This is a genomic window from Mesorhizobium sp. M1273 (assembly GCF_040318195.1).
Taxonomy (GTDB): Bacteria; Pseudomonadota; Alphaproteobacteria; order Rhizobiales; family Rhizobiaceae; genus Mesorhizobium.
The window spans coordinates 1-15,373 of record NZ_JAMYLV010000013.1 but is presented as its reverse complement, the minus strand read 5'-3'; the positions used below and the strand labels follow the sequence as shown (position 1 = coordinate 15,373).

Sequence of the window (15,373 nt, the reverse complement as noted above, 5' to 3'; positions counted from 1 at the left end):
AGCAGGGGAATGACAATGACACTTCACATGAAACTCAAATCGTCCATCGCCGCCGTGCTGATGCTCGGCGCGACCGGTTTTGCTTTCACCACGCAGGCCGTCAATGCCGACGCGATCGACGACATCGCCAAGGCCGGCGCCATCAATGTCGGCATCTTTTCCGACTTCCCGCCCTTTTCCTCGGCCAGCGCCGACATGAGCATCAAGGGCTACGACATCGACGTGGCGCAATCCATCGCCGACCAGCTCAAGGTCAAGCTCAATCTGGTCAGCGTGACCGGCCAGAACCGCATTCCGTACCTGACCGACAAGCGCGTCGACCTGCTGATGAGCGTCGGCTACTCCAAGGAGCGAGAGCAGGTGATCGATTTCGCCGCCGCCTACGCACCCTACTACATCGCCGTCATCGGCCCGGCAGCACTCTCGGTCAAAGGCAAGGAAGACCTTGCCAACAAGTCGATCGCCGTCAATCGCGGCACGCTGGAGGACACCTCGCTGACCGAGGCGGCACCCGCCTCGGCCGACATCCGCCGTTTCGACAACTATAATTCCGTCATCCAGGCTTTCATCTCGGGCCAGACCCAACTGATGGTGGTCGGCAACGATGTCGGCGCCCAGGTGCTCGCCCGGCAGGAGGAACTGAAGCCGGAGCAGAAATTCCAGCTTCTTACCTCGCCCTCGCATATCGGCCTCAACAAGAAGGAAGACCGCCTCAAGCAAGCGGTCAACGATGCGGTCGCCAAGATGCTGGCCGACGGCAAACTGGACGAAAGCTCGAAGGCCTGGCTGAAGACACCGCTCGATCCCGCCAATCTCAAGGATTGATCGCCGGTGACGTATAGCCTCGACTTCGGCTGGCTTGCCGGGGCGACAGGGGCGATCGCGCGCGGCGCGGCCACGACGATCCTGTTGATCGCCGTGACCACGCTGGCGGGAACGTTGCTCAGCATCCTCGGCGCGGCAGGGCGGCGGAACGGTCCGCTGCTGCTCAAGCGGGCGATCGGCGTCTATGTCGAGGTGATCCGCAACACGCCGTTCCTGGTGCAGCTGTTCTTCATCTTCTTCGGGCTGCCCAGCATCGGCGTCAGGCTCGATCCGGTGTTGGCAGCCATGTTGGCGATGACGCTCAACATGGCCGCCTATACGATCGAGATCGTTGGCGCCGGGCTCGACGCGGTGCCGCCCGGGCAGACGGAAGCGGCACTGGCGCTTGGGCTCAGGCCGCGTCAGGTCTTCATCAAGATCGTGCTGCCGCAGGCGCTCAAGGTGATCTATCCGGCGCTGACCAGCCAGATCGTCATCATGATGCTGGAATCCGCCGTGGTATCGCAGATCGCCGTTCGCGAGCTGACCTATGAAGCCGACATGCTGCAGGCGCGCACGTTCCGGGCTTTCGAGACCTATTTCGTGGTGACGATGGTCTACCTCGCCCTGTCGATTGGGCTGCGCCGGCTGCTGGTCGGCGGCGGCCGCCGGCTTCTCGGAGCCGGCGTGTCATGATCGAATTCACCTTCTGGGACATTCTGCGCAACCTGCTGCTGGCGGCGCGCTGGACGGTGCTCTTGTCGCTGGCCGCCTTTGTCGGCGGGGCCGTGGTCGGCATGATCGTGCTGTTCTTCCGGATCGCCAAGAATAAATGGGCGCGCCGGTTTGCCTCCGGCTACATCGCGCTTTTCCAGGGCACGCCGCTGCTGATGCAGCTCTTCCTGATGTTCTTCGGCTTGCCGATGCTGGGCCTGCGCATCGAGCCGTGGACCGCGGCGGTGCTTGGCCTGACCTTCTTCGCCAGCGCCTATCTCGCCGAGATCTGGCGCGGCGGCGTCGATGCGCTGCCGCGCGGCCAGTGGGACGCCGGCGCCAGCCTCGGCCTGCACTATCTGCATGAACTCCGGCTGATCATCTTGCCTCAGGCGTTTTCGATCACCCGCGCACCGACCGTCGGCTTCCTGGTGCAGCTGATCAAGTCGACCGCGCTGACCTCGATCATCGGTTTCGAGGAGCTGGTGAGGACATCCAACGCGATCAACAATGCGACCTTCGAACCGTTCAAAGTCTATGGGCTGGTAGCGCTGATCTTCTTCGTCATGTGCTTTCCGCTGACGCAATACGCACGTTCGCTCGAGCAACGGGCGGCGGCCCGCTGAGCGGGCGACCAGCAATTCAACGCCCGAATACCAGCGGCGGCGCGATCCTGTCACGCCGCAGCCAGCGCACCAGCAGGAGTGCCGCAACCACCGCCAGTCCCGACGACAGGCCGATCCAGATGCCGACGCCGTTGAAGCCAAAACGAAAGGCCAGCAGCACGCCGAGCGGCAGCCCGATGCCCCAATAGCCGATCGCGGCATAGATCATCGGCACCTTGGTGTCGTGCAGGCCGCGCAGCATGCCGCTGGCGACAGCCTGCGCACCGTCAAAAACCTGGAACAGCGCGGCAAAGGCGAGGAACGACACGGCAAGCGCCACCACCTCGGCATTAGCCGGATTGCCCAGATCGATGAAGGCGCCGATCAAGAGATGCGGCCACAGGATCATCACTAGCCCCATCAGCGCCATGAAGGAGACACCGACGACATAGGCGGTCCAGCCAGCCCGGCTGACACCTTCCGGATTGCCGGCGCCGTGGGCAAGTCCGACGCGCACCGTCACCGCCTGGTTGAGGCCGAGCGGCACCATGAAGGTGATCGAGGCGATCTGGATGGCGATCGCATGGGCGGCAAGCGAAGCCGCATCGATCAGGCCCATGAGAAAGGCCGCCGCGTTGAAGATCGTCACCTCGAACGCCAGCAGGCCGGCGATCGGCAGGCCGAGCCGCAGCAGGCCCTTGAAGCGCGGCCAGTCGGCGCGCCAGAAGCGTCCGAACAGACGATAGCGCCGGAACTTCTTCTCAAGCATCACCACCATCGCCATGCCGGCGAACATCAGCGTGCTGGACAGAGTGGTGGCAAGGCCGGAGCCGGCGATGCCCATCGAAGGGATGCCGAGATTGCCGAACATGAACAGCCAGTTGAAGAAGGCATTGCAGGCGACGGCAACGAAAACGATGATCAGTGCCCAGCCCGGCCGCTCCAGCGCCGAAATGAACGAGCGCAGGACGATGTAGCCGAAAAAGGGCAGCACCGCCCATTCGAGCCAGCGCAGATAGATGCCGGCCTGGTGCGCCAACGCCGGTTCCTGACCCATGGCCAGCAACACGCTCTCGCCGTGCCAGAGAAGGGCCCATATCGGAATGCAAATGAGGATCGCCAGCCACAGACCCTGGCGCACGGTGCGGCGCAGGTCGCGCACCGAGTGCCGACGGCGGCCGAGCTCGGTCGCCATCATCGGCGAGGTCGCCAGCATCAGGCCGAGCCCGAAGATGAGCGGCATGAAGTAGAGGTTGGCACCAAGCGCACCGCTGGCCAGCGTGTCCGGCCCCAGCCGCCCCATCATCATGACGTCGGTAGCGGTCATCGCGGTCTGGCCGAGATTGGTCAGCACCATCGGCCAGGCGAGCGCCAGCATCGCCCTGATTTCCCGACGCCAAAGGTTTTCCGGCGCGCGAGCGTCGGCTTCGATCGCAGACATTCTAGTTTTCCGCCTATCCGATTGCGGCACGTCGGCAAGAGCCGGAAGCCGCGTCTCAGCGCGGAAAATGGCCAAGATCGGCCGGATTCCGCATTACGGCGAGTTTGTCTATGAAATAGGCACCGGTGGCAAGAGGCTGACTTGCGGAAGGGTTAAGCCAGTCAGCTCCATGCAGGCTGTTGGAGAGGCTATGGAAGCCGCTATGGTCGCGGCAGATCCATTTGAAAGGCAGCCTGATGAGCGCGTTTCCCGAAATCTATCTGGTTCGGCATGGCGAGACGGAATGGAGTGCGTCCGGAAAACATACCGGCCGAACCGACATACCGCTGACGCCGGCCGGCGAGGAAGCGGCAAGGCGGATCGCTGAGCGGCTCAAGGGCCTGTCCTTCTCGGCGGTGTGGTCGAGCCCGTCGCAGCGCGCCTTCAACACCTGTGCGCTGGCCGGCTTCGGCTCGTCAGGCGTGAAGAAGGACGATCTGGCGGAGTGGGATTATGGTGCCTATGAGGGATTGACCACCAAGCAAATCCTCGCCGAGCGCCCCGGCTGGCGTCTTTTTCGCGACGGCTGCCCGAGCGGCGAGTCCGCCACGGATGTCGGCTCGAGGGCGGACCGGATCGTCAGCCGGTTGCGCGAGGTCGGCAGCAATGTCCTGGTCTTCTCAAGCTCGCATTTCCTTAGAGTGCTGGCCGCACGCTGGCTCGGCCTGCCGCCGCAAGCCGGCGCGTTTTTCGTGCTGGATACCGCCAGCATAAGCGTGCTCGGTTATGAGCACGACCTTGACGAGCCGGTCATCCGGCGCTGGAACCAGAGATAGCAACCGATCCGATTTATCGGATCGCGTCCAGCGCCTGCCTTTGCCTGTGCATTTCGAGAAACACGCGGTAGTCGCGATCGAACCGGCCGGCGGCAGCCGGATTGGGCTCTCGCGTCCTGCCGCCCTGTTGCATGGCGACGCAGGCAGCGTTCAAATCGGGAAAAAGCCTAGCCGCGGTGGCGGCAATCATGCCGGTGCCGAGCAGCACCGCCTCGTCCGCCAGCGGCTCGACCACCGTGCAGCCGGTGGCATCGGCATAGAGCTCCATCAACAGCGGGTTCTTGGTGTGGCCGCCGGTGACGTGCAGCGTGTCGATCAGATAGCCGTTCTCGTTCAGCGCTTCCAGCACATGACGGACGCCAAGCGCGACGCTGACGGCGGTGCGCCAGTAGAGCTTGCACAGACTGTCGAAGGAGGCATCCAGCGTCAGCCCGCTGATGACGCCGACGGCATGCGGGTCGGCGAGCGGGGAGCGGTTGCCGTGAAAATCGGGCAGCACGTGCAGCCTTGCGGCGAGGTTGTCGCCCTCGGCGGCGCGCAGCTCGGCGACGCGGCGGGCAATTCTGGCATGCATGGCGGCATCCGGCTCGCCGCCAGCGCCATGCCAGCGGATGATGTGGTCGAGCAGCGCGCCGGTGGCCGACTGGCCACCTTCCGACAGCCACAGGCCGGGAAGGGCTGCGCCGTAATATGGGCCCCAGACACCGGCGAAAGGCTGCGGATCGGGCGACATCGCCATGACGCAACTCGACGTACCTGCAATCAGGGCCAGATGGCGGCCGATGTTCGTCGCGTCACCGGCGAAACCGCCGAGCACGCCAAGCGCGCCGGCATAGGCATCGATGACGCCGGCGCCGACCCGGCATTTTTCGGTGAGGCCAAGCTCCGTCGCGGCTTGCGCGCCGAGCGGGCCGATATCGGCACCGACCGGGCTTGCCTTTTCCGGCAGGTTGCCGTGCTCAAAGACATCGCCGAGCCCGACGGCTTCGAAGAAGTCGCGCCGCCAGCCGGTCGCTTCATGGGCTAGATAGGTCCATTTGGCGGTCAGCGTGCATTGTGAACGGGAGAGCGAGCCGCTTGCCTTCCAGGTGAGGAAGTCGGTGAGGTCGAATAGATAGCCGGCTTCGTTCCATGTTCCGGGCAGGTTGCGCTTCAGCCACATCAGCTTCGGCGTCTCCATTTCCGGCGACATGACGCCGCCGATATAGTCGAGCACAGCGTGGCCGCTTTCAGTGCATTCGTCGGCCTCGGCAATTGCGCGATGGTCGAGCCAGACAATGGTGTCCCAGCGCCTTTCACCAGTGACGGACACGCTGAGCTGGCCGCCATGCCGGTCTCGCACCACCAGCGAGCAGGTGGCATCAAAGGAGATGCCGACGATATCCTCGGCCCGCACGCCCGCCTTTTCGCGGGCAGCGCGGACGGCCATGCACACCGCCGACCATATATCCTGCGAATCGTGCTCGGCATGATCGGCCTTCGGCTGTTGCATGGCGATCGGGTGCTCGGCGCGGCCGAGCAAGGCGCCACCGGTGTCGAGAATGCCGGCACGAGCGCTTCCGGTGCCGACATCGACCGCGCAAACGAAACTGTTGGTCAAGGTGTTCTTGCTCTCGCTCCCAGGCCTGCAATCAGATCGGGCAATTGCAGCATGTCAGCGAATATAAAGTCCGGCTCACTCGACGCAAGCCGCGCTTTCAATGCCGGGTTGCCGGTGTGCGAGCCGCCGGTGAAGGCAAGGACGCGCATGCCGGCCGCCCGCGCCGCTTCGATGCCGGCCGGGCTGTCCTCGACGACGAGGCAGTTTCGCGGGGCCGCTCTCATTTTATCTGCTGCATGGAGAAAGAGATCGGGCGCCGGTTTGCCCCGCGCCACCATGGCGGCGCTGAACAAATGCGGCTCCAGCAGCCCAAGCAACCCGGTAACGTCGAGCGCATAGCGGATGCGTTCCAGGGTGCCGGAGGAGGCGACGCAGCACGGTACGCCGAGCCTCGGCAGGACCTGTGCGATACCTGGCATCGGTTTCAGCTCCTCGCGGAATCTGCGCATCAGTTCGGAGCGCATCTCGGTCAGATGCTGCTCGGTGAGATCGAGCCCGAAGTCGCTTGCGAGGATTTCGCGGACGCTCTTCATGCTCTTGCCGAGGAAGTGCTCGTAGGCAATGTCCTCGCTGACGTTGCCACCGGCAAGCGCGATCATCTCCAGCAATGCCGAGACGGACAGCATCTCACTGTCCACCAGCACGCCGTCACAGTCGAAAATGACCAGTTCAGGCGTCATCGCGCTGGATCGGCTTCAGAGGTCGCCGGCGAGATAGCGCGTCAGTGTCGCGCGCGCGCCGTCCGCCCACAGCAGTCTCAGCGCTTGGCCGAAGGCTTCAGCGAACGGCGGCGAGCGGCCGACATCGCCATAGATGTCCTCCATGGCAAGCCAGGCGGCAGGCATGTCCCTGGCCGCCTTGGCCGTCGCCTGCAACCGGCCCCAGTTCGGGTCGTTGGGCTCGGTGACGGCACCGGAATCCGTCGTGCCGAAGCAGTAGCGACACCAGAGCGCCGATTCCAGCGCAAGGCCGGTGACACTTTTGCCAGCCTTCAGCCGGTCGGTGATGGTCGGGATGATGAATTTCGGCTGGCGGTTGGAGCCGTCGAGGCAAAGCCGGCGTATGGTGTCGCCGATCTTCGGATTGGAGAAGCGGTGCTCGATGAGCTGGTAGTAATCTTCGAGGTCGGTGTCCGGAACCGGCGGCACGGTCGGGATGATTTCGTCATGCTCGAGCTTGTCGAGGAAGCCGCGTACCAGCGGCTCCTGCATCGCCTCATGGACGAAATGGATGTCCATCAGCCCGGCCGGATAGGCGATGGTCGCATGGCCGCCGTTGAGGATGCGGATCTTCATCAGCTCATAGGGCGCGACGTCGCTGACGAACTGCACGCCGACTTTTTCCAGCGGCGGGCGGCCGTCGGTGAAACGGTCCTCCAGCACCCATTGCTTGAACGGTTCGCAAAACACCGGCCAATTGTCGTCGAGGCCGAACTCGCTGGAGAGAATGCCGCGCTCGCGGTCGGTGGTGGCCGGCGTGATGCGGTCGACCATGCCATTGGGAAAGGTAACGTTCTCGCTCACCCAGTTTGCCAAACCTTCGTCGATCAGCCGCGCAAGGCCGATGACGCCATCTGAGGTGACGTGGCCGTTATGGGGAATGTTGTCGCAGGACATGATTGTGAAGGGCACGATACCGTCGGCGCGGCGGCGCAGCAGCCCGGCGAGAACGAGGCCGAAGACGGTCTTCGGCGTCGCCCCCGGCTCAGCGTCGGCAACGATGTCGGGATGTGTCGGATTGAAGACGCCGGATGCCGGATCGATGAAATAGCCGCCCTCGGTTATGGTCAGGGAGACGATCTTGATCGCCGGATCGGCAAGCCGCTCGACGATTGCGGCCGCATCGCCCGGCACCAGGAAGTCGATCATGACGCCGGTGACGCGCGCGCTCATATGGCCGCTGTCCTGCTCGACCACGGTGGTCAGCCAGTCCTGCTCCTGCAACTTGCCGCGGCCGACCTTCTCGCCTTCGAAGACGCCGGCGCCGACAATGGCCCAGTCGTGGCCGACACCCGAATTGAACAGGTCGTCGAGATAGACGGCCTGGTGCGAGCGATGGAAATTGCCGACGCCGAAATGCACGATGCCGGCCTTGAGCGCGGCGCGATCGTATTTCGGGCCGGCGACCTTGGGCGGCAGCTTGGCGAGGATGGAAGAAGAGAGTTTCACGGTCATCTGCTTTACCCTTTAGCGGGACGGCTCTTCCCCCCGTGGAGGAGACGGGGGGAAGAGCGCCTTCGCCCCCTCAACTCATCCACTGGCCGCCATCGACATTATAGGTCTGGGCGACGATGTACTCGGCCTCATCGCTGGCCAGGAACACCGCCATGCCGGTGAGGTCTTGCGCCGTGCCCATGCGGCCATAAGGCACGGCTTCGCCGACCAGCCTCTTCTTCTCGCCCCTCGGCCGGTTCTCGAACTTGGCGAACAATGCATCGACATGGTCCCAATGCTCGCCGTCGACGACACCCGGGGCGATGGCATTGACGTTGATGCGGTGTTTGATCAGGTCGAGCCCTGCCGACTGGGTGAGCGAGATGACCGCGGCCTTGGTGGCGCAGTAGACGGCAACCACCGCCTCGCCGCGGCGCCCGGCCTGGCTTGCCATATTGATGATCTTGCCGCCCTTGCCGCGGGCAATCATAGAACGTGCGGCGGCCTGCAACGTAAACAGCGTGCCGGCGACGTTGACCGAAAACAATTTGTCGTAGCTTGTCTTGGTGATCTCGACGATCGGCGCCAAGTCGAACAAAGCAGCGTTGTTGATCAAGATATCGAGGCCGCCGGCCCTGGCTTCGACCGCCTTGACGGCCTCATCGATAGACGCGAGATCGGTGACGTCGAGCTTTACCGCGTAGGCATTGCGGCCGATTTCCGAAGCCGTCTTCTCGGCGGCTTCGAGATTGATGTCGCCAATCGCGACCGTCGCCCCTTCGCGCATGTAGGCTTCGGCAAACGCCCTGCCGATGCCACGCGCCGATCCGGTAATCAGCGCCGATTTACCCCGGAGCCTCATTGCAGCATCGCCTTCCCGTCGGCGCCGAAACGATGCAGCTTGGCCTTTTCCGGCGTCAGGTAGATTGTGTCGCCGTGATGGGCGGCCAACTCGCCGTCGGCACGCACCGTCAGCTGCCCGACACCATCCGCCTGGACGTGCAAAAACGTGTCGGAGCCGAGATGCTCGGCAACCCCGACCGTCGCCTTCCAGTCGCCTGACGTCTTCGAAATGTTCATATGCTCCGGGCGGATGCCGACTGTCTTGGCGCCATATTTGGCGGCCGGCGCGCCTTCGATCAGGTTCATCTTCGGCGAACCTATGAAGCCGGCGACGAACAGGTTCTTCGGCGTCTTATAGAGCTCCATCGGCGAGCCGACCTGCTCGATATTGCCGGCATTGAGCACGACGATCTTGTCGGCCATGGTCATCGCCTCGATCTGGTCGTGGGTGACGTAGACCATGGTGGTCTTGAGCTGGTGATGCAGCTCGCTGATCTCCAGCCGCATGGTACCGCGCAGCGCCGCGTCGAGATTGGACAAAGGCTCGTCGAACAGGAAGGCCGATGGCTGGCGCACGATGGCGCGGCCGATGGCGACGCGCTGCCGCTGGCCGCCGGAGAGCTGGCCGGGGCGGCGGTCGAGGTAGTTGGTGAGGTTCAGGATCCGCGCGGCGTCCTTCACCTTCTTGTCGATGGTCGCCTGGTCCTCGCCCGCCATCTTCAGCGGGAAGGCGATGTTCTTGGCCACCGTCATGTGCGGGTAGAGAGCATAGGACTGGAACACCATAGCCAGCTTGCGCTTGGCCGGCGCCTCGCCGGTGACGTCGCGGCCATCGATGATGATGGTGCCGCCGCTGGTATCCTCGAGGCCGGCGATCAGACGCAACAAGGTGGATTTGCCGCAGCCCGACGGGCCGACGAAGACGACGAACTCTCCGTCCTCGATGACCAGATCGAGGCCGGGGATGATGGACGTCGCCCCGAAGGATTTGGAGACGTTCTTGAGCGTGATGTTTCCCATGGTTTCCTCCCCCGAAGGGCTATCTTTTCGTTTTGCGTCAGGCGATGCCCGCTACTTTACCGCACCGAATGTCAGGCCTCGGACCAGCTGCTTCTGGCTGAACCAGCCCATGATCAGGATCGGCGCGATCGCCAGCGTCGAGGCGGCCGAAAGCTTGGCCCAGAACAGCCCCTGCGGGCTGGAGAAGGAGCTGATGAAAGCGGTGAGCGGCGCGGCCTCGGTGGTGGTCAGCCGGATCGTCCAGAACGCCTCGTTCCAGGCGAGAATGATGTTGAGCAGCATGGTCGAGGCGATGCCGGGGACCGCCATCGGCGTCAGCACGTAGATGATCTCGTTCCAGAGCGATGCGCCGTCCATGCGCGCCGCTTCCAGGATCTCCCCCGGGATCTCGCGAAAATAGGTGTAAAGCATCCAGACCACGATCGGCAGGTTGATCAGCATCAGCATGACCATCAGGCCGATGCGGCTGTCGAGCAGACCGGTATCGCGGAAGATCAGATAGATCGGAAACAGCACGGCGACGGCCGGCATCATCTTGGTGGAAAGCATCCACATCAGGATGTCCTTGGTGCGTTTGCCCGGCGAAAACGCCATCGACCATGCCGCCGGTATGGCGACGAGCAGAGCCAGGATGGTCGAGCCGACCGACAGGAACACCGAGTTCAGGAAGAATTTGAAATAGCCGTTCTGCGCCTGGACCTCGGAATAGCTCTCCGTGGTTCCCGACGGGAACAGGTTGAAGCCCTGGATAGCCTCCTGCTCCGACTTGAACGAGGTGATGATCGTATAGAGGATCGGGAAGAAGATCAGCAGCGCGACGATCCAGGCGGCCGCGGTAGCAATCGTCTTGTGCTGGGTGGTGACTGCACGTGCCATCTTATCCTCCCTTATTTATCCAGGTTCTTGCCGACAGCGCGCATGGCGAAGAAGGCAACGATGTTGGCGAGAATGACGGCAATGATACCGCCGGCGGACGCCTGGCCGATTTTGAACTCCAGCAATGCCTTCTGATAGACGAGGAAGGGCAGGTTGGTGGAGGCGTAACCCGGGCCGCCGTTGGTGGTGACGAGGATCTCGGCATAGACCGACAGCAGGAAGATCGTCTGGATCAGGATGACGACGGTTATGGCGCGCGACATGTGAGGCAGCGTCAAATAGATGAAGCGGCTGATGAAGCCGGCGCCGTCCATTTCGGCGGCTTCCTTCTGCTCGACGTCGAGCGACTGAAGCGCGGTCAACAGGATCAGCGTAGCAAACGGCAGCCATTGCCAGGCAACGATGATGATGATCGCCAGGAGCGGGTGCTGCCCGAACCAATCGATCGGCTGCCCGCCGAAGAAGCGCGCAATATCGGCGAAAACCCCGTACTGCGGATGCATGATCATGTTCTTCCAGACCAGTGCTGCCACCGGTGGCATGACGAAGAACGGCGAGATGACAAGGATGCGGACGATGCCCTGTCCCCACATCGGCTGATCGAGCAGAAGGGCGAGCAGAATACCGCCAATCACCGTGATCAAAAGCACGCTGACGACGATGGTGAGCGTGTTGAGGATCGACTGCAGGAATGCCGGGTTGGAATAGAACAGCGCGTAGTTCGAAAACCCGACGAAGCCGTCGCGCATCGGATTGAGCGGGTTGTATTGCTGGAAGGAAAACCACAGCGTGAATGCCAGCGGCACAATCATCCAGACCAGCAGCAGCACCACGGATGGCGCCATCATGAAACGGGCAAGCGAACGGGTCTGCTGAGTAGCCATGACGGTCACCCTTCGAGGTCGGCCAAGTTTTTCAGCGGTGTGAAAGCTGGCCACCCGAACTGGGATTCGGGCGGCCGTTGCCGGTCGCCATTGGCAACCGGCACCGGGAGGAGCTTACTTGATGTAACCGCCTTCGGTCATCGTCGCGGTGGCGGCGTCCTGCGCCTGCTTCAAGGCATCGTCGACGCTCGACTGGCCGGCAAGTGCCGCCGAGAAGAGCTGGCCGACGGTGGTGCCGAGACCCTGGAACTCAGGAATGGCGACGAACTGGACGCCGACATAAGGCACCGGCTTGACGGTCGGGTGCGTCGGATCGGCGGAGTTGATCGAGTCCAGCGTCATCTTGGCGAAAGGTGCTGCCTTCTGGTATTCGGGATTGGCATAGAGCGACGAGCGCGTTCCCGGCGGAACGTTGGCCCAGCCTTCCTTCGAGGCGACGAGCTCGGCATAGTGCTTGCTGGTTGCCCAGGATACGAACTTTTGAGCGGCGTCGGCCTTCTGCGTGCCGGCGGGGATGGCTAGCGACCATGCCCACAGCCAATTGCCGCGCTTGCCGAGGCCATTGTCCGGCGCCAGCGCATAGCCGACCTTGTCGGCGACGGTGGAGTTCTTCGGGTCGGAAACGAAGGAGGCAGCGACGGTAGCGTCGATCCACATGCCGCATTTGCCCTGCTGGAACAGCGCCAGGTTTTCGTTGAAACCGTTGGACGACGCGCCCTCGGGGCCGTCGGCCTTCATCAGGTCGACATAGAACTGCAGCGTGTTCTTCCATTCGGGCTGGTCGAATTGCGGCTTCCAGTTCTCGTCGAACCAGCGCGCGCCGAACGAGTTCGACATGGCGGTCAGGAAGGCCATGTTCTCGCCCCAGCCGGCCTTGCCGCGCAGGCAGACGCCGTTCACGCCGTTGGCGCGGTCGGTCATCTTGTCGGCGGCCTGCTTGATGAAGTCCCAGGTCGGTGCATCGGGCATCTTGAGCCCGGCCTTTTCCATCAGGTCCTTGCGGTACATGACGAAGGAGCTTTCGCCGTAGAACGGGGCTGCGTAGAGCTTGCCGTCGACCGACAGGCCGCCGGCTATGGCCGGGATGATGTCCTTGACGTCGTAATCGTCGCCGAGCTTGTCGAGCGGCAAAAGCCAGTTCTGCTTGGCCCAGATCGGCACTTCATAGGTGCCGATGGTCATCACGTCGTACTGGCCACCCTTGGTGGCGATGTCGGTGGTGACGCGCTCGCGCAGGACGTTTTCCTCGAGCGTGACCCACTGCAGCTGGACGTCGGGATTCTTGGCGGTGAAGTCGTCGGTCAGCTTCTGCATGCGGACCATGTCGCCATTGTTGACCGTGGCGATGGTGATGGATTCGGCATGCGCGGCGAAAGCGAGGGCGCTGGCCGAGAACAGGCCTAGGGTGAACGTGCGAAGTTTCATCAAAATTCCTCCCATAAACCAAGATGAGCATTTGCCTTGGCTGTGAGCAATTACTCACTTGCGATGAATTATGTCAAGACGGATTCGTTGCTGCAGCGCAGCACGCCGGGTCTCGTGCAGCGGCAAGCCTGGGACGGTTGCGGCATGCCTGACGAAGGATTCGGCCGGGCTGATTGGGCCCGGCGCTTTGCTATCGGGCTTGCTGGGATTCAGCCTACTGGCAAGCGATCTCGCTCAGGATCCAATCGCGGAAGGCGCGGATTTTCGGCACGTTGCGTCGTGCCGTCGGATAGACCAGCCAATAGGCGTGGCCGTCGTCACCGACCAGATCAAAGGGCTGGATCAGGCGGCCGTCGGCAAGTTCGGTCTTGAACAGCGCCTTGGTAACGATCGCCACGCCGTGGCCGGCAATCGCGGCATTGGCCTCGTAGGCCTGCGCGCCCATGCTGGTGCCGGGACGCTTGGCCAGCTCCTCGACCGGCAGGCCGGCGGCGGCAAACCAGTCCCGCCACCAGATGTCACCCGGGTCGAGGATCGGCAGCCGCAGCAGGTCGGCCGGCTCCTTGACGCCGCCGATGCTTGCCGCGAGCTTTGGACTAAGGACCGGCGTGAAATCGGCCCTGAAAAGCATATGGGTCTCGACGCCCGGCCAGTTGCCGCCGCCGGAGCGGATGGCGGTGTCGATATCCTCTCTGGCAAAGTCGACAACCCTGTTCGAAGTATCGACGCGCACCGCCAGCGACGGATGCGCGACCTGGAATGAACCGAGATGCTGCGCCAGCCAGTTGGAGGCAAATGTCAGCAGCGTCGAAACGCAAAGCAAGCCGTCGGCGCCGGTGCGCGCGGCGGCATAGGCGCCGCTCAACAGCGCGAACGCCTCGCTGACCGCGGGCGCCAGGCGCTGGCCGGGTTCGGTCAGCACGATCTGTTTTGGCTGGCGCAAGAACAGGGGCGCGCCGATGCGCTCCTCCAGAAGCTTGATCTGATAGCTTGCCGCCGCCTGCGTCATCCCAAGCTCCTGGGCGGCCTTGGTGAACGAGAGATGCCGCGCCACCGCCTCGAACACCCGGATCGCCTGAAGCGGAGGAAGCTGCGAAACCAGCTGTCGTGAATTGAGCTCCGGCATAAGCCCTCCTTATGGGCAGTGATCGATGTTTGATTGGCGGCACCGGCCGGTCCTACCGATATTCCGTATTGAAGATCAATTACGCCTAGAGATAGCGAAGGCTGACGATCATGACCACAATACAGGAAAAGCTGCTTCTTGCTCCAGCCCATGGCTGGTTTTCACGGCTGGCGCGGGGATTGGCAAGCCACGCGGCGCGGAAACGGGCCTATCTCGATGTCCGGGAGCTGCCGCCGCATCTGCAGCGCGACATGGGCTTTCTCGACGGCAACGATCCTTGCGGCCGGCACCAGTAGTGACGCTCGTTTTATCGGGGATTCAGATGCGTTTCGATTTCACATGATCGTTTCCGACCGCCAGCGGCTCGGAGATCATGCGCCCGCCAGCAAGGCGGCGGCGGTCCGCTCATCGGTGATGAGGCCGTTGACCAGCCGCCGGTTGACGGCGGCGAAGATGCCCGGCAGCTTGCGGTCGCCCATGGCAAGCGCGATCACCAGCGACTTTTCGCGCGACGGCAGCGGTGCCGACGACACTCGATCATTGGTGATGCCCTCGATCATGCGGCCGTCACGATCGAATACCCAGCCGACGATCTCGGCGACGCCGCCGGCCTTCTGCAGCGCCTTTAATTCACCCTCCGAAATGAAGCCGTCCTCGTAAAGCGGCGCCTTCGGGCCGAGATCGCCGATGCCGACAAAGGTGACGTCGGCCTCGGCCGCAAGCGCCAGCGTCGGCTGGATCATCGGCTGGCTGAGCAGCATCTCGCGCTCCTCGGGCGAGGAAGCGATGACCGGCAAAGGCATCGGAAACGAACGCGCCTTGACCCTGTCGGCCATGGTGAAGATGACGTTGTAGAAGGCCGCCGAGCCGTCCGGCGAGATGTTGCCCGTCAGCGACACCACTTTGTGCTGCGGGCATTCCATCGGCGGCAGTTGCTCGATCGCGGCCTTCAGCGTGCGGCCCGTTGCCCAACCCCATAACAAAAGCACCCGCGCCCCCCCCCCCCCGTTGGGAAACGGCCCCCCCCCCAACGGCGCCCCCAATTACGGGGGAGGAAAAAAAAGGGA

General features: G+C 63.3%; 15 protein-coding genes and 1 pseudogene. 5 read left to right on the top strand and 11 right to left on the bottom strand.

The annotated features are described in order from the left end of the window. Positions 1–15 precede the first annotated feature (15 nt). From NKH30_RS15790 to NKH30_RS15780, 3 genes are read left to right on the top strand one after another with little or no spacing between them, the layout of a single operon-like run. A complete protein-coding gene (locus NKH30_RS15790; protein ID WP_352970223.1) occupies positions 16–825 on the top strand; it encodes a transporter substrate-binding domain-containing protein in 810 nt (269 codons plus the stop codon). A gap of 6 nt (positions 826–831) precedes the next feature. Continuing rightward, complete coding sequence (locus NKH30_RS15785) at positions 832–1,500, top strand: amino acid ABC transporter permease (RefSeq protein WP_352663666.1); 669 nt, start codon at positions 832–834, stop codon at positions 1,498–1,500. After that, positions 1,497–2,144: an amino acid ABC transporter permease gene (locus NKH30_RS15780; RefSeq protein ID WP_352539924.1), complete on the top strand. Its 648-nt coding sequence runs from the start codon at positions 1,497–1,499 to the stop codon at positions 2,142–2,144. Before NKH30_RS15785 ends, NKH30_RS15780 begins: the two co-directional genes overlap by 4 nt. 16 nt (positions 2,145–2,160) lie before the next feature. On the opposite strand, the gene NKH30_RS15775 is transcribed toward NKH30_RS15780, so the two are convergent. Beyond that, positions 2,161–3,564 carry an MATE family efflux transporter gene (locus NKH30_RS15775; protein WP_352814018.1) on the bottom strand — a complete coding sequence of 468 codons (1,404 nt, stop codon included), beginning with the start codon at positions 3,562–3,564 and terminating at the stop codon, positions 2,161–2,163. A gap of 233 nt (positions 3,565–3,797) precedes the next feature. Here NKH30_RS15775 and NKH30_RS15770 point away from each other — a divergent pair, with 233 nt between their 5' ends. Further along, positions 3,798–4,379 carry a histidine phosphatase family protein gene (locus NKH30_RS15770; protein WP_352996188.1) on the top strand — a complete coding sequence of 194 codons (582 nt, stop codon included), beginning with the start codon at positions 3,798–3,800 and terminating at the stop codon, positions 4,377–4,379. 13 nt (positions 4,380–4,392) lie between these two features. Here NKH30_RS15770 and NKH30_RS15765 read toward each other — a convergent pair whose 3' ends face one another. From NKH30_RS15765 to NKH30_RS15725, 9 genes are all read right to left on the bottom strand, one after another. Further along, a complete protein-coding gene (locus NKH30_RS15765) occupies positions 4,393–5,979 on the bottom strand; it encodes an FGGY-family carbohydrate kinase (RefSeq protein WP_352615071.1) in 1,587 nt (528 codons plus the stop codon). Continuing rightward, positions 5,976–6,659: an HAD family hydrolase gene (locus NKH30_RS15760; protein ID WP_352449475.1), complete on the bottom strand. Its 684-nt coding sequence runs from the start codon at positions 6,657–6,659 to the stop codon at positions 5,976–5,978. Before NKH30_RS15760 ends, NKH30_RS15765 begins: the two co-directional genes overlap by 4 nt. 15 nt (positions 6,660–6,674) lie before the next feature. Next, complete coding sequence (locus tag NKH30_RS15755; RefSeq protein ID WP_352996099.1) at positions 6,675–8,153, bottom strand: mannitol dehydrogenase family protein; 1,479 nt, start codon at positions 8,151–8,153, stop codon at positions 6,675–6,677. A 70-nt stretch (positions 8,154–8,223) separates the two neighbouring features. Continuing rightward, a complete protein-coding gene (locus NKH30_RS15750; protein ID WP_352449477.1) occupies positions 8,224–8,994 on the bottom strand; it encodes an L-iditol 2-dehydrogenase in 771 nt (256 codons plus the stop codon). Beyond that, positions 8,991–9,995 (bottom strand): ABC transporter ATP-binding protein, encoded by a 1,005-nt coding sequence (locus tag NKH30_RS15745; RefSeq protein ID WP_023676991.1) that lies wholly within the window; start codon positions 9,993–9,995, stop codon positions 8,991–8,993. The genes NKH30_RS15750 and NKH30_RS15745 overlap by 4 nt, the downstream gene beginning before the upstream one ends. Positions 9,996–10,046: 51 nt before the next feature. Further along, positions 10,047–10,871, bottom strand: a complete 825-nt coding sequence (locus NKH30_RS15740) for a carbohydrate ABC transporter permease (protein WP_023676992.1) — start codon at positions 10,869–10,871, stop codon at positions 10,047–10,049. An 11-nt stretch (positions 10,872–10,882) separates the two neighbouring features. After that, complete coding sequence (locus NKH30_RS15735) at positions 10,883–11,755, bottom strand: carbohydrate ABC transporter permease (RefSeq protein ID WP_023676993.1); 873 nt, start codon at positions 11,753–11,755, stop codon at positions 10,883–10,885. Positions 11,756–11,869: 114 nt separating this feature from the next. Beyond that, positions 11,870–13,180 (bottom strand): ABC transporter substrate-binding protein, encoded by a 1,311-nt coding sequence (locus NKH30_RS15730; protein WP_352814026.1) that lies wholly within the window; start codon positions 13,178–13,180, stop codon positions 11,870–11,872. A 214-nt stretch (positions 13,181–13,394) separates the two neighbouring features. Further along, positions 13,395–14,306 (bottom strand): LysR substrate-binding domain-containing protein, encoded by a 912-nt coding sequence (locus NKH30_RS15725; RefSeq protein WP_352996097.1) that lies wholly within the window; start codon positions 14,304–14,306, stop codon positions 13,395–13,397. Between the two features lie 110 nt (positions 14,307–14,416). Here NKH30_RS15725 and NKH30_RS15720 point away from each other — a divergent pair, with 110 nt between their 5' ends. Further along, the gene (locus NKH30_RS15720; protein WP_352996095.1) at positions 14,417–14,602 is read left to right on the top strand and encodes a hypothetical protein; all 186 of its coding nucleotides are present in this window, start codon (positions 14,417–14,419) and stop codon (positions 14,600–14,602) included. A gap of 75 nt (positions 14,603–14,677) precedes the next feature. Here the strand turns inward: NKH30_RS15720 and NKH30_RS15715 are convergent. Then, positions 14,678–15,373: pseudogene (locus NKH30_RS15715) on the bottom strand (sugar-binding transcriptional regulator); the annotation flags it as partial.